The 20,297-nt window shown below is 52.4% G+C and carries 11 protein-coding genes and 1 pseudogene; 4 read left to right on the plus strand and 8 right to left on the minus strand.

Translation table 11 applies throughout. The annotated features are described in order from the left end of the window. Positions 1 to 83: 83 nt before the first annotated feature. Positions 84 to 3,215: an efflux RND transporter permease subunit gene (locus tag ACJJIO_RS09095; RefSeq protein WP_444910806.1), complete on the minus strand. Its 3,132-nt coding sequence runs from the start codon at positions 3,213 to 3,215 to the stop codon at positions 84 to 86. Continuing rightward, on the minus strand, positions 3,215 to 4,456 hold the full coding sequence (locus ACJJIO_RS09100) for an efflux RND transporter periplasmic adaptor subunit (RefSeq protein WP_444910807.1): 1,242 nt from the start codon (positions 4,454 to 4,456) through the stop codon (positions 3,215 to 3,217). The genes ACJJIO_RS09095 and ACJJIO_RS09100 overlap by 1 nt, the downstream gene beginning before the upstream one ends. A 295-nt stretch (positions 4,457 to 4,751) precedes the next feature. Here ACJJIO_RS09100 and ACJJIO_RS09105 point away from each other — a divergent pair, with 295 nt between their 5' ends. Further along, positions 4,752 to 7,106 carry a Tex family protein gene (locus ACJJIO_RS09105; protein ID WP_444910808.1) on the plus strand — a complete coding sequence of 785 codons (2,355 nt, stop codon included), beginning with the start codon at positions 4,752 to 4,754 and terminating at the stop codon, positions 7,104 to 7,106. Between the two features lie 90 nt (positions 7,107 to 7,196). Here ACJJIO_RS09105 and ACJJIO_RS09110 read toward each other — a convergent pair whose 3' ends face one another. From ACJJIO_RS09110 to ACJJIO_RS09130, 5 genes are all read right to left on the minus strand, one after another. Further along, positions 7,197 to 7,862: an RluA family pseudouridine synthase gene (locus tag ACJJIO_RS09110; protein ID WP_444910809.1), complete on the minus strand. Its 666-nt coding sequence runs from the start codon at positions 7,860 to 7,862 to the stop codon at positions 7,197 to 7,199. A gap of 69 nt (positions 7,863 to 7,931) precedes the next feature. Then, positions 7,932 to 8,771 (minus strand): methylenetetrahydrofolate reductase [NAD(P)H], encoded by an 840-nt coding sequence (gene metF / locus ACJJIO_RS09115; RefSeq protein WP_444910810.1) that lies wholly within the window; start codon positions 8,769 to 8,771, stop codon positions 7,932 to 7,934. 60 nt (positions 8,772 to 8,831) lie between these two features. Beyond that, on the minus strand, positions 8,832 to 10,217 hold the full coding sequence (gene ahcY / locus ACJJIO_RS09120) for an adenosylhomocysteinase (protein ID WP_444910811.1): 1,386 nt from the start codon (positions 10,215 to 10,217) through the stop codon (positions 8,832 to 8,834). Between the two features lie 95 nt (positions 10,218 to 10,312). Next, complete coding sequence (gene metK / locus ACJJIO_RS09125; protein ID WP_252083816.1) at positions 10,313 to 11,533, minus strand: methionine adenosyltransferase; 1,221 nt, start codon at positions 11,531 to 11,533, stop codon at positions 10,313 to 10,315. Positions 11,534 to 11,602: 69 nt separating this feature from the next. Further along, entirely contained in the window at positions 11,603 to 12,580 is a 978-nt protein-coding gene (locus tag ACJJIO_RS09130; protein ID WP_444910812.1) for a metalloregulator ArsR/SmtB family transcription factor, read from the minus strand. 243 nt (positions 12,581 to 12,823) lie between these two features. Here ACJJIO_RS09130 and tkt point away from each other — a divergent pair, with 243 nt between their 5' ends. The 3 genes from tkt (at position 12,824) to ACJJIO_RS09145 (ending at position 18,270) form a co-directional block, all read left to right on the plus strand. Further along, complete coding sequence (gene tkt / locus ACJJIO_RS09135; protein WP_444910981.1) at positions 12,824 to 14,815, plus strand: transketolase; 1,992 nt, start codon at positions 12,824 to 12,826, stop codon at positions 14,813 to 14,815. A gap of 89 nt (positions 14,816 to 14,904) precedes the next feature. Further along, complete coding sequence (gap, locus tag ACJJIO_RS09140) at positions 14,905 to 15,909, plus strand: type I glyceraldehyde-3-phosphate dehydrogenase (RefSeq protein WP_444910813.1); 1,005 nt, start codon at positions 14,905 to 14,907, stop codon at positions 15,907 to 15,909. Between the two features lie 174 nt (positions 15,910 to 16,083). After that, positions 16,084 to 18,270, plus strand: coding sequence for a hypothetical protein (locus ACJJIO_RS09145; RefSeq protein WP_444910814.1), 2,187 nt, complete (start codon positions 16,084 to 16,086; stop codon positions 18,268 to 18,270). Between the two features lie 391 nt (positions 18,271 to 18,661). Here ACJJIO_RS09145 and ACJJIO_RS09150 read toward each other — a convergent pair. Further along, a pseudogene (locus ACJJIO_RS09150) lies at positions 18,662 to 19,796 on the minus strand (IS30 family transposase). Positions 19,797 to 20,297: the final 501 nt, after the last annotated feature.

Genomic DNA, 20,297 nt, shown 5'->3' on the forward strand with positions numbered 1-20,297 from the left:
TTGCAGGCGGGTAGTTTAGGCACTAATGCACAGACCAGGCAATGGCGGAAAACCCCCACCATTGCCCGGCGTGAAAATCGTGATCAGGCAGTTTCCAGAGACACCGGAGTGTCAGTTTGCTCCTGGCGCTTGCCTTTCGGGCGCAGCACTTCGATCACCTTGTACAGGTTCGGCACCAGTACCAGGGTTACCGCGGTGGCAAACAGGACGCCAAAGGCGAGGCTGATCACCATGGGAATCAGGAACTGCGCCTGAATAGAGCGCTCGAACATGATCGGCACCAACCCGATGAAGGTAGTGATAGAGGTGAGGATAATCGGGCGGAAACGATCGCGACCCGCCTGCACCACCGCATCCATCACCGCCCAACCCTGGGCGCGCAGCTGGTTGATGCGATCCATCAATACCAGGTTATCGTTCACCACAACCCCCGCTGCGGCGAGGAAGCCGAGCATGGACATGATGCTGATATCGTGGCCCATCAACAGGTGGCCTACTACCGCGCCGAAGAAGCCGAACGGTACTGCGGTGAGGATCAACAGCGGCTGCGAGTAAGAGCGGAAAGCGATGGCCAGCAGGGCGTAAATGGCGAACAGAGACAGCACAAAGAACGCCAGGATCGCACCGTTGAACTCTTCCTCCTCCTGCATTTCACCGGCAGTTCTCAGGGAGAAGCCGGGGAACTGGCGCTCCAGCTCAGGCACCAGAGTCTCGCGCATATCCTTGAGAATTTCCTGCGCAGTGGAGGTGTTCGGCGTCAACTCGGCAAACACGCGCACGGTGCGCTCGCGGTTGTTGCGGCGGATGGTGGTGTAACCGGGCACATAGACCGCATCGGCCACCGCAGAGAAGGGCACTTCTCCCTCCGCCGTACGAATACGCACGCGGTCCATCTGCTCTTCGCTGGCGCGCTCTTCCTGCGGGTAGCGCACCATCACCCTAACGTCCTCGCGACCGCGGGGAATACGCTGTACCTCTTCACCATAGAAACCCTGGCGCACCTGCCTGGCCACATCCGCCAGGTTGATACCCATGGTGGTGGCGTGGGGCTTCAGCTGAATTTCGATATCGCGACGCGCACTGGTGAGATTGTCACGCACATCGTAAACACCGGCATAGCTGTTCATCTTCTTCTTCACCGCATCGGCGGCAGCGCGCAATTCGTCCATGTCCCCGGAAGCGGTGCTCAGGTTCAGGCTCATACCGTTGCCGCCATCGTTGATGGTGGCATCAATATTGAGGTCTTCAACACTGGCCGGCATTTCACCGATCAGCTCGCGCCAGCGCAACGACAGGGTTTTGGAAGTCACATCACGCATCTCTCCGTCGGTGAGCTGCAAGATCACAAAGATGTTGCCGCGCCAGTTGAACACCATGGAGTTCATTACGAAGGGCTCGCCGTCGTTGAGCTTCAGCATCTCCTCATCGGTAGCGAGCTTATCTGCGGCCTCCAGCACCTGATTCATCACGCGCTCGGCCTCATGAAAAGGCTCGCCATCGGCCATGCTGGCACGCAATTCCAACAGATCCGACGGTACCTGTGGCGAGAAGGAAGAACCCACATAACCACTGGTAAAGACACTGATGGAAAGTACCAGTGCCATGAAAAAGACCATCACCGTGGTGCGGCTGTTGCCAAGGGACTTCTTGAGCAGCGGCAAGTAGTATTTGTCACCGGCGGTCTTCATGGCCCCGGCGAAGCGGCCACGCAGCTTCTGCAACTTGATACCCAGGGTGGACTTCGCCGGCTTCTCCGGTTTCATGCCCACCAAGTGCGCCGGCAAAATCAGCAGAGACTCCACCAGGGAGAACACCAGACACAAGAGCACCACCACCGGCAGTGCCAACATCATCTGCGCGGTATAACCGGGCAGGAACAGCATGGGGATAAAGAACACCATGGTGGAGGTCACGGCGAAGATCACCGGCGCAGAGACCTGCTTCACGCCCTCTTCTGCGGCGGCCAGACCGGTAACACCGCGATCGTGGGCCGCATGCACGGCTTCCCCCACAATAATCGCATCGTCCACCACAATCCCGAGAATCAGCAGGAAGGCGAACAGCGACAGCATATTCAGGCTGACCCCGGTAATCGGCAGCAACCAGAAAGCACCGAGGAAGGCCACAATAATGCCCACCGTTACCCACATCGCCAGCGCCGGGCGCAGGAACAGCATCAGCATGATAAAGACCATGGCGAAGCCGCTTAAGGCGTTGGTGGTCAACAGGTTCATGCGGCCTTCAAAAGCTTTGGAGAAGTCGAACCAGACGTCGAACTCCATACCCGGCGGCAACTGGGTGCGCGCCTCCGCCATAAACGCCTTGATACGCTCGGCGGTGGCCACCACATCCAGCGGCTCGCCCTGAACCACACGCAGGTTCATAGCCGGATTGCCGTTAAAGAGAATGACGTTGTTGTATTCCTCGAAGCCATCGCGCACGGTGGCCACATCACGCAGCAGCAGTACAGAGCCATCGGCGCGGCTGACTACCGGAATACGCTCGAAGTCCTCGGCGGTGTAGGCCTGACCACGGGTCTGCACCTGGATATCACCGCGATCCGAACGCACCATACCCGCGGGCAGATCGAGGGAGGAGCGGCGCACCGCATTGGCCACATCGTTGAAGCTCAGGTTGTAGCGGCGCAGGTCCAGCTCGGAAACCTCGATGGACAGCTCATCCGGGCGCTCGCCCCAGATATCCACACGGCGCACACCGGGAATCAGGGTGAGCTTGTCGCGCAGGTCCAGCGCGGTCTCCTTGAGCTGGCGCTCGGAAACCGGACCGCCAATGGCGATCATCATCAGCTGAGTATCCCACTCCTGCAGGCGAATCACCGGTCGCTCGATACCCTCGGGGAAGGTGTTAATACTATCCACCTGCACCTTGATATCGTTGAGCAGACGCAGCTCATCGTAGCCATCCACCGCTTGAACTTCGATAGAGGCGTGGCTGCGGCGAGAGGCGGAGTTCACCTCCTTGATGCCCTTCACCTCAGAGATAGCCTCCTCTACACGCACGGTCACCTGCTGCTCGACCTCCGCCGGGCCGGCACCGGGGTAGGATATTTCCACCTCGACAATACCGGGCTGAATCGCTGGAAAGACCTCGCGATCAATCCCACTGATTCCGAAGAAGCCGCCGATGATGATCATAATCATCAACAGGTTAGCGGCCTTACTGTTGCGCGCAAACCAGGAAATAATGCCGTTCATCAGTGGCCTCCGTGGGCAGCGCTATTCGTGGCTGCGGTCTCACCGGAGGTACTTGAATCGGCTTCGGCATCGCTCTTAACGCTATCGATTAGACCGGCAGGCTTCTCGTTGAGAGGATTAGCGGTAAGTGCCATACCCTCGCGGGAGTAGCCCAGGCTGGACACCACGACGCGATCACCAAGGGCGATATCACCGCGCAACCACACCTGGTCGCCGATACTTTGCAGCAGCTCCACAGTTTTGAACACCAGCTTGCTCTCTTCATCCAACACCAGCAGGTGGTCGCCCTCGTGCAGAGCCTGGCGCGGCAAAACCACTATGCCGTCCAATGTGCGACCGGCAATATCGGCCTCCACAAACAGGCCATTCATCAGGGGAACAGCGCCCTCATAAGGGTTCTGTACCTGAGCCACGGCATAAATAAAGCGGCTATTGGTATCGATACTGGCCTCGGTGCGCACCAGCTGGGCACGCCACTCGCGCTCAAGCCCAGCTACCATCGCCCGCAGGCGCACTTCGGGGCCATGTTCGAAGGATTTACCCAGAGGCAGATCGAGCAGTGCCAACTGTTGATCGGTCAGAGGCAGGCGCACTTCGGCGGTGCCGGTGCTGTGGATTTTTGCCAGAGGCGTGCCAGGGGTAATGTACTGGCCCAGATCGACATAGGTCTCCACGACACGCCCGGCAAACGGCGTTTTCACTGCGGTGCGCGCCAGATCAAGTTTGGCCTGGTCGCGATCCGCTCGCGCTGCGGCCACTGCGGCCTCGGCGGCTTCAAGGTGTGGCTTGCGCAGAAACAGAGCGTTGGCAGCTTCGCTGCCCAGATTACGCCACTCGCGCTTGGCTTGTTTGGCGCGACCCTGCTCTTGAGCCAGGGCGGACTTGGCATCGGCCAGCTGTGATTCGGCACGTGTCACTTTATGGATGTAGTCGGCTTGCTCGAGCTGCAGCAATGATTCCCCCTCGGCAAAGAAGCCGCCGGGCACAAAGGCCTCGCCCACACCTTCAATCACACCGCCGACACGGGCCACCACCTCAATTTCATGGCGAGCATGCACGGTGCCCTGGCTCGGTACCAACAAAGTCTGGCGCCCCGGTTCCGCATACAGGACATCCGCCACCGGCGGTACCACCGCCTCCGGTGGTTTTTCTTCCGGCTTCGGCTTCAATAGCACCACCGCAGTAATGGCGGCCGCCCCGATAGCCAAAACGGTAAATAAAAGCTTGTTCTTGCTCGACACTTTCACAGGCACCCTCTACCCCATTCTGTGACCGATACTGGTCAAATTTTAATTAGCGCGCATTCTACTGGAGTTCGACGCCAATAAGAGTCGATTCGGATGCAGGTCGCCGCAGGAGTTTGTGCTTTATCGCAAACCTTCCTCGCTGGCCCCTGGTAACGCATAATGCCCGCCCCAATTTACCGTTGCAGGAGAGACAACGGGCCGCGCAAAGCCAAGGAAACCGATAGGCTATTTCCCGGTCAAACGCCGCTCCTTAAGGTACGAACCCCCGGAAAACGGATATAGACATCAAATGCTGGATATCAACGCTCGCATCGCAGAAGAACTCAACGTACGCTCCCAACAGGTAACTGCCGCAGTATCCCTGCTGGACGAAGGCGCCACGGTGCCCTTTATTGCCCGCTACCGGAAAGAAGTAACGGGAGCTTTAGACGACACCCAACTGCGCACACTGGAAGAGCGCCTGCGCTACCTGCGCGAACTGGAAGAGCGCCGCGCAGCCATCCTCAAGAGTATTGATGAACAGGGCAAACTCACCGCAGAATTAGCGCAGCAAATCAACGGTGCCGACACCAAGAACCGCCTCGAAGATCTCTACCTGCCCTACAAACCCAAACGTCGTACCAAAGGGCAGATCGCCATCGAAGCGGGCCTCGAGCCTCTCGCCGACGCCCTGATTAACGATCCATCCCTGGATCCCGCCGCAGAAGCGCAGCAATACCTCAACACCGATCATGAAGACGCCTCCTTACAGGTAAAAGACATCAAGGCCGCCCTCGACGGGGCCAAATTTATCCTGATGGAACGCTTTGCCGAAGATGCCGAGCTGCTGGGTAAACTGCGGGACTTCCTCAAGCGCGATGGCCAGGTTAAATCCAAGCTGCTCGACGGCAAAGAGGAAGAGGGAGCCAAATTCCGCGACTATTTCGAATACGCCGAGGACTGGTCCAAGGTGCCATCCCACCGCGCCCTGGCGATTTTCCGCGGCCGCAACGAGGGCATCCTCGCCATCAGTGTTGGATTACCAGAAGAGGAAGGTACTCCAGCCACCGCCAGCCATCCCTGTGAATCTATGATCGCTCGGCATTTCGATATCAGCGACGAAGGCCGCCCGGCGGACAAATGGCTCGGCGAAGTGGTGCGCTGGACCTGGCGTATCAAGCTGCTTACCGCGTTGGAAACTGACCTGTTGGGTGAGCTGCGCGAGAAAGCGGAAGAGGAAGCCATCAAGGTCTTCTCCCGCAATCTCAAAGATCTGCTGTTAGCCGCACCTGCCGGACACAAGGCCACTATCGGCCTGGACCCGGGACTGCGTACCGGTGTGAAAGTTGCAGTGGTAGATGCCACCGGCAAGATACTGGACCACACCGCCATCTTCCCCAATCCGCCGCAAAACCGTCATCAGGAATCCGCCGCGGTTATTGCCGCCCTGTGCAATAAATACAATGTAGGCTTGATCGCCATCGGCAACGGCACAGCCAGTCGCGAGACCGATAAATTTGTCGGCGAGACCATTAAGCAATACAAATTAAATGCGCAAAAGGTGGTGGTAAACGAGGCAGGCGCCTCCGTGTACTCCGCTTCCGAATTCGCCGCGCGGGAATTTCCCGATCTGGATGTCACCATCCGTGGCGCCATCTCTATTGCCCGTCGCCTGCAAGACCCGCTGGCTGAGCTGGTAAAAATCGAGCCTAAATCCATTGGTGTCGGCCAGTATCAGCATGACGTTTCACAGACTCAGCTGGCGCGTTCCCTCGACGCTGTAGTAGAGGACTGTGTAAACGGTGTCGGTGCCGAATTGAACTCTGCCTCAGCGCCGTTGTTGGCCAAGGTTTCCGGCCTGACTGCCTCCATCGCCAGCAATATCGTCAGCTACCGCGATCAACACGGCGCCTTTAAAAACCGCAAACAGCTGATGGAAGTACCGCGCCTGGGGCCCAAAGCCTTTGAGCAGGCCGCCGGCTTCCTGCGTATTAATAGCGGCGAAAACCCGCTGGATAAATCCGGCGTACACCCCGAATCCTATATCGTGGTGAAACGCATCGCCGAGAAAAACGACCGCGAGATCAATAGCCTGATCGGCGACTCCGCCTTCCTGCGCCGCCTCAACCCGGCGGATTACACCGATGAAAAATTCGGTGTGCCCACCGTTACCGATATCATCGCCGAGCTGGAAAAACCCGGCCGCGACCCACGCCCGGAATTCCGTACTGCGCGCTTCGAAGAGGGCGTTGAGGAAATCAAAGACCTGCGCCCGGCCATGGTGTTGGAAGGCACGGTTACCAACGTCACCAACTTCGGTGCGTTTGTGGATATCGGCGTGCACCAGGACGGACTGGTCCATATCTCCGCGCTTTCAGAAAAGTTCGTGAAAGATCCCCACGAGGTGGTTAAAGCCGGCGATATCGTCAAAGTAAAAGTGATGGAAGTGGATGTCGCGCGCAAGCGCATCGGTCTTTCCATGCGCCTCTCCGACGAGCCCGGCGAGCAGGACAGCGGCGGTATCAACAAAGGCGACCAGCGTGAAAACCGCCAGGCCCAGCGCTATAACAAGCAACAAGGCAATCGGCAACAGAAGGGCGGCCAAGGGAATAGCCGTGGCAGCATGGGCGATCTGTTAATGGCGGCAATGAAGAATAAAAAATAATACTGCGGACCAACAAAAAAGGGCGATCACCAGATCGCCCTTTTTTATTTAATGAAAAATCAAAGCCGGTTGTAAAACTAGCATTAACGATTATTCAGCTGAGAATACCTCTGGTAATTCACTGGTAACACTCAGGCGCTCTTGGGTCTCTGGATGCAAAAATTCCAGAGCACTCGCATGCAATAATAATCTCGGGGCCGCAGCTAAGGCTTCTGAGTGTGCATAGAATGGATCACCCAATATCGGGTGCCCCATCGCCTGCATATGCACCCGCAGCTGATGAGAACGGCCTGTAACCGGCAAGAGGCGCAGTAAGCTGCTGTCTGCTGTACTAGATATTTTTTCCCAACGCGTGAGAGATGGCTTACCCACCTCATGATCTACTTTTTGTTTTGGCCTGTTTGGCCAGTCACAAATTAGAGGCAGATTCACCTCACCTGAGTCCGCAGTGTGTCCCCCCCACACTCTAGCAAGATAGGTTTTATCGACCTTGCGATTTTGAAAGAGTGTGCTGAGTTTGCGGTGAACTTCAGGACTCCGCGCCATTACCAATAGGCCCGAAGTATCCATATCCAAGCGGTGTACTATCAGTGCTTCCGGGTAGTTTTTTTGTACCCTGCTTGCCAGACTATCTTTATGGGCCGGATCTCTACCTGGCACACTGAGGAGACCGCTGGGTTTATTTAAAATAAGAAGGGAGGAATCCTGATAAATGACCGATAAAAAAGGCTCGGTTGGTGGGCAATATTTACGCATTATTTAACTCTTACAACCTGTTAAATGCTAATGCCCACACCCCGTGGCACTATAAAATATCAAGGAGGACTAGCGAGCCTCAAGGCCCAAGTCCTTTAAAATACTCTCTGAGGCACCAATCTGATTCATCGTATAAAAATGCAATCCCGGTGCGCCCCCCTCCAATAAAGTTTCACACAGGTCGGTAACTACTTCGAGACCCAGCTTACGGATATCTTCCGGGTCGCGATAACTTTCCATACGTTTTTTCAGCCAGCGCGGAATCTCTGCGCCGCAGTTACGCGAAAAACGCACTAAATTATCGAAGTTAATAATTGGCATAATTCCCGGATAGATCGGTGCATCGATACCGGCTTTCTCACACTGATCTATGAAATAAAAATATGAATCCGGGTTATAGAAGTATTGAGTCAGGGCGCTATTCGCTCCCGCCTCAAACTTTCCTTTTAAATAGCGTATATCATCATCATAACTGTTGGACTCCGGATGAATTTCCGGATAGGCGGCAACTTCCAGGTGGAAGTGATCGTCAGTATGGCGGCGAATAAAAGCCACCAACTCATTCGCGTAGACCAGTTGCGCCACCGCACCCATTCCAGAGGGCATATCCCCACGCAGGGCCACAATACGATTTACACCGGCCTCTTTATATATATCTAATAATCCGAGAATGATCTCTTCATTGTCTCCACCAAATGACAGGTGCGGCGCGATGGAAATACCATCTTTGCGCATATTGGTAACAATATTAGCGGTAGTTTCACGCGTGGTACCACCGGCACCATAGGTGACTGAAAAGAATTCTGGATTAAACGCCTGTAAAGCCTCGCGGGTTTTATACAGCTTGACGCGGCCTTCGGGGGTTTTGGGTGGGAAAAATTCGAAACTGATGCGAATGGGATTTTTCATTATATTTTCCAGGCCCTCCGAAATTCAGATGCCGGCACGGCCGGCATCTTTTATGAGGGATTAATATTTATAGCTTTCGGGCTTGAATGGACCGTCGACAGAAACACCTATGTATTTGGCCTGCTCCTCGGTCATACGGGTAATTACCCCATCAAAACCTTCCACCATATAACGTGCGACTTCCTCGTCGAGGTGCTTGGGCAGTACCTTGACGTAGAGTGCAGACACTTTTTGATCAGAGGCCAGGTCGGCAAACTTCTCTTCAAACAGGTGAATTTGCGCGAGAACCTGGTTGGCAAATGACCCGTCCATAATACGGCTGGGGTGACCAGTGGCGTTGCCCAGGTTTACCAAACGGCCTTCGGACAACAACAGCAGGTGGTCATTGGTTTCACTATTGCGCACTATTTTATGCACCTGGGGCTTCACTTCTTGCCACTCCCAGTTCTCGCGCATAAAGGCGGTATCAATTTCATTATCAAAGTGACCGATATTGGAAACTACAGCGCCGCTCTTCAGTGCCGCCAGCATATGCTTATCGCAGACATTGGCATTGCCGGTAGTGGTGACAATCAGGTCGGTATTGGCCAGCAGCTCTTTATTAATGCATTCGGCGGTGCCGGTGTTAATACCGTTAATGTAGGGAGAAACCAGCTCGAAACCATCCATACAGGCCTGCATGGCACAGATGGGATCCACTTCAGAAACCTTGACGATCATACCTTCCTGGCGCAGCGAAGCGGCGGAGCCTTTACCAACATCACCGTAACCGATAACCAGCGCTTTCTTACCCGCCAGCAGGTGATCTGTGGCGCGCTTGATTGCATCGTTCAGGCTGTGACGACAACCGTATTTGTTGTCATTCTTGCTCTTGGTTACGGCGTCGTTGACGTTGATCGCCGGAACTCTAAGGGTGCCTTCACGCAACATGTCCTGCAGACGATGTACGCCGGTGGTGGTTTCTTCACTGATACCGTGGCAATTGTTCAGGACGGCCGGGTACTTACGGTGCAGCAGTTCGGTGAGGTCACCACCGTCATCGAGAATCATATTCGGCTGCCAGCCGGCAACATCGGCACCCACGGTACGCTCTAAACACCACTCGTACTCTTCTTCCGTTTCACCCTTCCAGGCAAACACAGGAATTCCGCGTGCGGCGATCGCGGCAGCAGCGTGGTCCTGAGTGGAGAAAATATTACAGGAAGACCAACGCACTTCAGCACCCAAGGCAACCAGAGTTTCAATCAGTACCGCGGTCTGAATGGTCATATGGATACAGCCCATAATACGCGCACCGGCGAGAGGCTGTTCCGCGCGGTATTTCTCCCGCAGGGTCATCAGCGCCGGCATTTCACCTTCGGCAATTTCGATTTCACGGCGGCCCCACTCGGCCAGTGAAATATCCGCGATCTTAAAATCTTTAAATTCAGTGCTCATTTGATTCATTCTTTTGAGTTCCAGTAATGTTCTTTTCACTCACTGAGGCGCCGCAGCGCCTCCTGATAGCAACTCACGATATAGAGCCGCGTTTATCCAGTAGATTACAGACCCGCCTGCGCACGCAGCGCATCGACTTTGTCAGTCTTCTCCCAAGGGAAGGCGGTGAAAGTTTCACTGCGCGCTTGGCCGTTGCCATCCACCCAGTTATAGGTGTGGGTAAAGGGATCGCGACCAAAGTGGCCGTAGGCTGCAGTCAGCTGATACATGGGGTGCAGCAGATCGAGGGACTTGGAAATGGCATAGGGGCGCAGATCGAAATTCTCGCGCACCAGCTCCACCAGTTTCTCTTCGGAAACCACGCCTGTGCCAAAGGTATTGATGGCAACCGAGGTAGGCTCGGCAACGCCGATGGCATAGGACACCTGAATTTCACAGCGCTTGGCCAGGCCTGCGGCGACAATATTCTTGGCCACATAGCGACCGGCATAGGCCGCAGAGCGGTCCACTTTGGACGGGTCCTTACCGGAGAAGGCACCGCCACCATGGCGCGCAGAACCGCCGTAGGTATCCACGATAATTTTGCGCCCGGTCAGGCCACAGTCACCGACAGGGCCGCCAATCACAAAATTACCGGTAGGGTTAATATGGAATTTGGTGTCCTTGTGTAGCCACTCTGTCGGCAGGGTGTGATGTACGATCAACTCCATCACCGCATCGCGCAGGTCGGCTTGGCTCACATCGGGATTGTGCTGAGTGGAGAGCACCACCGCATCGATAGCGCAGGGACGGCCCTGGTCGTCGTAGCGGAAAGTAAGCTGGCTCTTGGCATCCGGGCGCAACCAGGGCAGCAGGCCGGACTTACGCGCCTCAGCCTGACGCTCCACCAAGCGGTGGGAATAATAGATAGGCGCCGGCATAAAAGTCGGTGTTTCATTGGTGGCGTAGCCAAACATCAGGCCCTGGTCGCCAGCACCCTGATCTTCTGGCTTGGCGCGATCGACACCCTGGGCAATATCCAGGGATTGCTTGCCGATAACGTTGATCACACCACAGGTTTCCCCATCGTAACCCACGTCGGAGGAGGTGTAGCCGATATCGGTAATCACCTTGCGCACCAATTCCTCCAGATCAACCCAGGCGGAGGTGGAGATTTCCCCGGCAATAACCGCAATACCGGTCTTTACCAGAGTTTCACAGGCAACGCGCGCCTGCTTGTCACGAGCCAACAGAGCATCCAATACCGCGTCGGAAATCTGGTCGGCGATTTTATCCGGGTGCCCTTCAGACACGGATTCCGAGGTAAACAGTTTGTATTCACTCATGTGAGAGTCTCCATGTGTTCCGCCGCGGGCGGTTAGCAAAATTCTGGGCCTGACAATCGACTGCAGTTGTCAGGGTTTTACAAATTCTCTGATCTGAATCTGAAAGCCATTGCGCAGCGCACTGTAGACACTACGGCCGTCCCTTAAACCGGCAGTCTGTGCCCACTGGCTCAGCTGTTCGGGGGCAAATCCCAGCCATAGATCACCGCAGGCTTCCCGCGCCCAGTCCTGACCGTGCTCCTGTAGCTCTGCCACCAGTAACTGGCCACCACTTTTCAGCGCGCCTTGTAAGTCCTGGAAAATCTGTGCGGGGTCGGGGGTGTGGTGCAATACCATATTCACCACAATGCTGTCCGCACTGGCTGGACGTGCCGCTGCAGCACGGGTGTCACCACAGACAAATTCGATATTTGCCAGGCCCTGCTCATCGGCGAATGCCTGGGCGCGCTCCAACATAGCCGAGGACAGATCCAGCGCAGTGACTGTGGCAAAACGCAGGGATAACTCCTGTAGGAACTCCCCCTCACCGGGCCCCACCTCTAGGGCATGGCGGCCAGAGTTGAGCAGCTGTGCCACCTGCGGGCCATACACGCTGTAACTGGCGATCAACTCCTGCTGCTCCCGAAAGCGATTGCCGTAGTCCGCAAAGAAGCGACGCGAGGCTTCGGCGCGCTCCTCCGAGATACGCGCCACCGATTGAGCCCGCGCGTCTGATAGCGGCAACTGGTCCAGGTTGGCGAACAGCTGAGCGAGCAGCGGTGTGCTGCCTGTGCGCCGGTAAAAGAGGTTATTGCCCTCGCGGCGCTTGCTCACCAACCCCGCTTGAGCAAGCACCTTGAGGTGGTGACTCAGGGCCGGTTGGCGCAGATCAAAAATTCGGCAGAGTTCCAGCACGCTGTAGGAGTCCTGGCTAAGCAGGCGCAAAATCTCCAGGCGCAGGGGATCCCCCGCAGCTTTTAGGGTCGCCGCCAGTTGGGGAATTTCCGCGCCGGTGCCGGATTGAGAAATGGGCTGGATTTCAAACATGCGGGTGAGTCTATCAGGCACACCACCCTATATCAAAGAACTTTGATATAGCTTCATAAAATTATTTTGATGTAGGTGCTTATGGCCACCATCTGCACATAAACCTGGGCAATTGTTGCTTCACTTAATAGCAATTTCCCTCCGCAAGCCTTTGCGTGAGACACACCTTTACGGGAAAATACGCCCCCATTTTGTCGCTGCGGGAAGCGCCTGTAGAGCACCCCGCGGCCATCCGAAAATCAGAGAGTTCTTCCTATGTCTTCTATTCCCTCTCGCACAGACAAGGCCAATGCTATTCGCGCCCTGTCTATGGACGCCGTCCAGAAAGCCAACAGCGGCCACCCCGGTGCGCCTATGGGTATGGCGGATATCGCCGAAGTGCTGTGGAATGACTACCTGAAGCACAATCCAGCCAACCCCGAGTGGGCCGACCGCGACCGCTTTGTGCTCTCCAACGGCCACGGCTCCATGCTGCTGTACTCGCTGCTGCACCTGTCCGGTTACGACCTGTCGATCGAAGAGCTGAAAAATTTCCGCCAGATGCATTCCAAAACCCCGGGCCACCCGGAGTACGGTTATGCGCCGGGCGTAGAAACCACTACCGGCCCTCTCGGCCAGGGTATTACCAATGCCGTTGGTATGGCATTGGCTGAAAAAGTATTGGCAGCACAGTTCAACCGTCCGGGTTACGAGCTGGTCGACCACCACACCTATGTATTTATGGGTGACGGCTGTTTGATGGAAGGTGTTTCCCACGAGGCCTGCTCCCTGGCCGGCACCCTGGGCCTGGGCAAACTAATCGCCTTTTATGACGACAACGGCATTTCCATCGACGGAGAAGTAGAAGGCTGGTTTACCGAGGACACGCCCAAGCGCTTTGAATCCTATGGCTGGCACGTAATCCCCAATGTGGATGGCCACGACGCCACCGCCATTAAAGCCGCCATCGAAGAGGCCCGCGCGAACAGCGATAAGCCAACCATTATTTGTTGTAAAACCGTGATCGGCTTCGGCTCCCCCAACAAGCAGGGCCGCGAAGAATGCCATGGCGCACCTCTGGGTGACGATGAAATCTCCCTGGTACGCGAAACCCTCGGCTGGGCCCACGCCCCCTTCGAAATCCCCGCGGAGATCTATGCCGACTGGGACGCCAAACCCAAAGGTGAAGCCCAGGAAGACGAGTGGAAAGACATTTTCGCCGACTACCGCGAAGAGTTCCCCGAGCTGGCTGCCGAATTCGAGCGCCGTATGCGCGGCGAACTGCCCGCAGACTTTTTTGCAAAGGCCGATGACTATATTCAGCAGTGCCAGGACGATGCGCAGAAAATCGCCTCGCGCAAGGCGAGCCAGAATGCACTGAACGCCTACGGTCCGCTGCTGCCTGAATTCCTCGGTGGTTCCGCCGACCTGGCCGGCTCCAACCTCACCATCTGGTCCGGCTCCAAGGGCGTCAGCGCAGAAGATGCCTCCGGCAACTACGTCTACTACGGCGTGCGTGAGTTCGGCATGAGCGCCATGATGAACGGCATCGCCCTGCACGGCGGTTTCGTCCCCTATGGCGCCACTTTCCTGATGTTTATGGAATACGCCCGCAACGCCGTGCGCATGGCCGCACTGATGAAGCAGCGCGTGATCTTTGTCTACACCCACGACTCCATCGGCCTTGGTGAAGATGGACCCACTCACCAGCCGGTTGAGCAGCTAAGTGCTTTGCGCTCTACCCCCAATCTGCACACCTGGCGCCCCTGCGATGCCACCGAATCCGCAGTGAGCTGGAAAATGGCTATCGCCCGTAAAAATGGCCCCAGCACCCTGGTATTCAGCCGTCAGGGCCTGGCGCCGCAACCGCGCAACGCCGCACAGCTGGCCCAGGTAGAGAAGGGCGGCTATGTACTGTCCGACTGCGACGGCACCCCGGAAGCGATCATTATCGCCACCGGCTCTGAGGTGGAACTGGCCATGGCCGCCCAAGAGAAGCTCGGGGGCAAGAAGGTGCGTGTGGTTTCCATGCCCTGCGCCGAAGCCTTTATGGAGCAGGACGAGTCCTACCGCGAATCGGTACTGCCCTCCGCCGTGCGCGCACGCGTGGCGGTAGAGGCCAGCCACCAGGATTACTGGTATAAGTTCGTAGGCTTTGACGGCGCTATTATCGGCATGAGCAGCTTCGGTGAGTCCGCCCCCGGCGGCGAGCTGATGCGTCACTTCGGTTTCACCGTGGAAAATGTGGTGGAAACCGTCGAGAAAGTGCTGAACTAATTTCAGCACTCTAGCCGGGCGCCCCTTGCACACAATATCGCGAGGGACGTCTCGGCTACGCCTTCAATTCCTATCCGGCATGTACCGCTATGACCACCCGACTCGCCATTAATGGCTATGGCCGTATCGGCCGCTCCGTTCTGCGCGCTCTGTACGAATCCGGCGCCCGCGATACCCTACAGATTGTCGCCATCAACGAGCTGGCAGACTGCGCTACCATCGGCCACCTTACCAAGTACGATTCGGTACACGGTCGCTTCGCCGGTGATGTCTCAGTGAAATATGACACACTAACAGTTAATGGCGATTCCATCGCAGTTACGCATTTCGAGCGTTTGGAAGACCTGAATTGGCGCGAAGAAAATGTCGATATTGTGCTGGAATGCACCGGTAGTTTTAAAGAGCGGCGCTGTGCCGAACTGCACCTGGCCGCAGGGGCAAAAAAAGTTTTATTCTCCCAGCCCGCCAGCCGCGATGTGGATGCCACCATTGTTTATGGGGTTAACGATCACACCCTGAACGGCAATGAAACTATTATTTCTGCCGCCTCCTGCACCACCAATTGCAGCGTGCCGGTAATCGCAGCGCTCGACAAGGCGTTTGGTATAGAAGCGGGCGTGCTGACCACCATCCACTCCGCCATGAACGATCAGCCGGTAAGCGATGCCTATCACCACACCGATTTAAGAAAAACACGCTCCGCCGTTACCTCAATTATTCCCGTCGACACCGCACTCGCCCGCGGCATCGAGCGCATATTGCCGCACTTATTTGGAAAGTTCGAAGCCCAGGCTATGCGCGTACCCACTGTCAATGTCTCCGCTATTGATCTATCGGTTCAATTACAAAAAGACGTAAGTCAAAGTGAGATCAACGCTTTACTAAAATCCGCAGCTGCGACCGAGTTTAAAGGCGTACTCGGCTTCACCGAAGAACCCCTCGCCTCCTGCGACTTTAATCACGACCCGCGCTCGGGAATTATTGATGCCAGTCAGACACGGGTTGCCGGCGGAAAATTAGTAAAGATATTGATTTGGTTTGATAATGAGTGGGGGTTTGCTAATCGGATGTTGGATTTAGCAAAAATAACCTAAAGATTATCTATGCCTCACTCGGCTGCAAATTACTGATACAACATGAATAGTTAGGACGCCTTCCCCTAATAACGTTTTTTCATCTCATATACATAATCAAGTATTGATTTATAATCATATTTTTGATTATGTGTCAAATCATTTAACCTCATAAAAAACACACAAGGATTTGTTTTGTTTACCCTCTCAGATTTAAAAAAGTTGTCAAGCTACCTTTTTATAATAATAATTCTTTGCGGTTGCGAAGGAGGAGACGGTAGCTCTAATGGCAGCAATGCAAGTAACAACAATACCGGAGGCTCGAACGATAGTACCTATCCAACTGCAACAATTGATTTCCCACATATAGATGGGTTAGTTACAAGGCAAGGAAATATTATAATAAGAGGCTCCGCAAGTGATAATGAGGCTGTAAAAAGTGTATCAGTAAATGGAGTTATGGCAGATTCAACTTCCAACGTTAATTTTAGCAGCTGGCAAGCGGAAGTACCTCTAGAGAGTTTTGGGAAAAATACACTGACTGTAAAAGTAGAAGATGTAAATGGGAACATTTCACAAGCTGCGGCAACTAGAATAGTCAACGCCAATATACCTAATAATTATAATGCTTGCGGAAAAATATCTTATGATCCGGAAAATCACAGAGTGATAGGCAGCTATCCGGATATCGTAGAAACTGACTTAAACACAGGGAATCAAACACACACTCCATTTGATTTTGATATTTGGAGGCCCACTTACAACACCCTGACAAAACACCTATACGGAATGGACTATGACGGAAACATAGTACTATTCGACTATTCTAACCTTGTACCAATTACTATTTCTGAACAAGAGACAAATGGAGTTAGCCTAACACCTGGAGAAATTACGATAGATAGCAGCAATAATATGCTCTACATATCTGATACAGATGACCCTTATAATTGGTATATTGCTAGCGTAGACTTAAGTAGTGGAGCTAGAAAAATCATTGCTGATAAATCGACAGGTAGCGAAGACGACTTTCATCACATATCAGGAATAGAAGCCAGGAACGGGAGACTTTTTGCCATTACCAGAAAAACATATCCTTATCCGGAGGTTGGTTATTTAATAGAAGTTGACCTAAATACCGGTGAGCGATCCATAATCAGCGGTGGTATTTATGGGACTGGTTATCCTCTAAATCGGAGTATAAGCTTTACCGTCGATGACACCGCAGAATTCGCATATATTGGTGATTCATCCGATGAGTTAATAGAAGTCAATATTTCTACAGGCGAAAGAAGACTAGTATCAGAAAAAAAAACTTACCTTAAAGACAACTTGGTTTTCGGGAGAAATATCCACTTAACTGTTGATAGCGCTAACGAATCAGTCTATCTAAGTTGTTCATCAAATCAATTAATATCTATTGATATTGAATCGGGTGTTCGCAAACAAATAACACAATCTAAAAGAGGTGATGGACCTCCCATAGGGGATGCCTCATCTGTACGATTTGATAGCATTAACAATAAAATACTAATCATTAACGAAACCGCCCCAATTTATATGCCTGAGATAATGGAAATTGATCCTGTAAGTGGTGATAGAAAAATAATTGTTAGTGATATTATAGGATCTGGAATCTCACCAGAAAGCTATTACGATTTTGCCCTGGATGCAAAAAATGGACGTATTTTTATCACCCATTCCTGGTACGATCCTGAAGAGCCTGAGTCGTATGGTTATGTTGTAGAAGTAGATAGGGCTACAGGCGACAGAGCTATAATTTCTGGACTTGGGACTGGAACTGGATTTCCATTTGGACCAATTTCAGATATCGAAATAGATGAAGAAAAAGGGATACTATACGTTCTCAGTCGAAGTGATAGGGGTTTGTTTAGTGTCGATATTTCAAACGGAAACCGAACTGTAATCAGCCGGGTTTTTGAGGGTTATGGTCATGATTATAAAGGCCCCGATTGGTCAGACCCAAGTGGCATGGTACTGAGCTCAAATAAGAACTTTGCTTATGTTGCTGACCGTTTTAGAAATTCAATTTTCCTCGTTAATCTTACAACAGGATATAGAGAAATAATTTCGAGTGACGATGTTGGCGAAGGGCCATCTTTAGCCGGGCCATTTAATATGCGACTTGATTCCACTAGAAACAAATTAATTGTTAATAGCTCTAAAGTTTCTGGTGATCAACCGATGATTTATGTAGATATTGAAACAGGAAATCGTGAATATAGGTACTCAAATAATGCCAGCACAAAAAATAAGGCTATTGTAGATCCCAATACAGGGTTAACCTATATTTCAACCTTGCTTGGAGAAGTTAGAGTTTATGATTACGAAACCTCACAAGCACTGACAGTATCTAAATAACTTCTCCAACAAAAAATATGCACCTATTCACTCTAAATAGGTGCATTACAAATCTCCCACTTTGCAGCTTAGACCAATAAAGAGAGAAACTGTCGATGGCATATATGCAGCCAAACTGAAACTATTACATTTTATTTAAAAATCTATAATTGAAACTTAAAACAACCTCTTGGATCATCTCAATCAAGCTTGGTTTCAAGGAGCAATTTAAACTCCCTAATAATACAATCATCATCTTACAGCCCCATGAACAACTCACTCGGTGACTTTCCTCCTAGCTCAGCCTTGGCCTACTTCTAGGCGATACATTACAAATTGAAGCTTCTCGTCTATTACATTATTGGATGTTGACATCCTTTAAGAAATACTGCCGAAATAGGCCACTGTAGGTTCAACCTGTCAAGGCAACACCCTGTTTAATAACCTGCTTTGGTGTCGCAAAGCTCAGTGTTTTTCTTGGCCTGCTATTAAGCTCGTTAGCAACTTGATTGAGTTTCCTCTGAGTATGCTGCGCCAAGCATGTCTTTTTTGGAAAGTACTGACGGATTAAGTTGTTGGTATTCTCATTCGTTCCCCTTTGCCAGGGGCTCTGAGGATCGCAGAAGAAGACAGGAACACCCGTCTTTTCCGTAAATTCAGCGTGCTTCGCCAGCTCCATTCCTCGGTCCCACGTCAGTGATTGGCAAAGCTCTTTTGGCAGTTTTTTAAACTTAGCAACAAGCGTCTGGTTCACAAAATTCGCATCTTTCCCTTTCAACTTAAGAATGATCGTATACCGCGATTTTCGATCAACAAGCGTGGCAATATGAGTGTTATTTGAACCTGACACTAAGTCACCCTCCCAATGACCTAAAACACATCGTTCTTGTATCTCCTGAGGACGCTCCCTTATCGATGTACCGTTGACGATGTTGATAGTACCGCGCTCGCCTTTACGTGAATGTTGTTTGCTGTGACGAAGACTGTGAGACCGACGCAAATGCTTTACTAGCTTATGATGAAGTGCTGAACGCACACGGAAGTACAGTGTTTTATAGATAGCCTCTGCTGATATCTTCCTTGATTCATCAGCCTGATATGTCTTCCGTAACCAACCCGATATCTGCTCTGGTGACCAGTTTAACTCTAATTTTTCCAAAACAAGCTTCTTTAGCCTCGGGTTTTGCTCCAGCAAATACGGCTTAGGACGCCTTACCATCCGTTTTGCACGGTTGTTTGAGTATCGTCGCTCCCGATTTCTCTGAATCTCACACGAGATTGCGGATGGATTCCGATTCAAGGAGCGAGCGATTGCTCGAATACTTTGTTTTGCAGAAAGACCTGCACGTATTTCCTCGCGTTCGGCTAATGTGAGGTGTTGAGGAGATGGCTTTCTGGGTATTGGTTTAATTCCGCCAGTATCTCTCAAAACAGTAAAAATGGTTCCTGGCTTAGAATCTATGGAAATGGCAATTTCACTAAAACCAATGCCCTTTTTCCAAGCGTCGAAAATCCACTTTTTCTTCTGCTGTAAATATGCGCTTCATTCAATGATCCCCCGATAGGCCATATTCCTACAGAGGTGTTGCACTGATCAATTGAATCTACAACTCGTATTATTAGTACCGTCTCTCAGAGATAATATGAGCGAACAAAATAAATATCGATTTCTAAGTCCATTGTAATCACTACTTCAACCACCAATAAAGCTGATCGTTTACCTATTAATCTAACAATAAGTAACTCTTGCATTTGATCATAATCAGAAGTATTCAACCATACCCCTTACCTATAACAACATCATCTTCTTAGTCAACTATCCGACTTTTTCAGTCAACAATAACTGACCGCTTATCTATATAGTTACTCTATTTTGATCTTTCCGCATCGACTACACTTACCATAACGCCTGCAATAGGCCTTTGATACAACCTTAAGATATTTATATAAGTATCCACGATTTTTTAATCGAAATTAAAAAAATCCGGTAGATTTTCTCGTGATATAACAATAACCAGTATGTCTTTTAAAGGACTAACTATTTACTG

The organism is Microbulbifer mixtoriginis (SeqCode) (assembly GCF_052467235.1).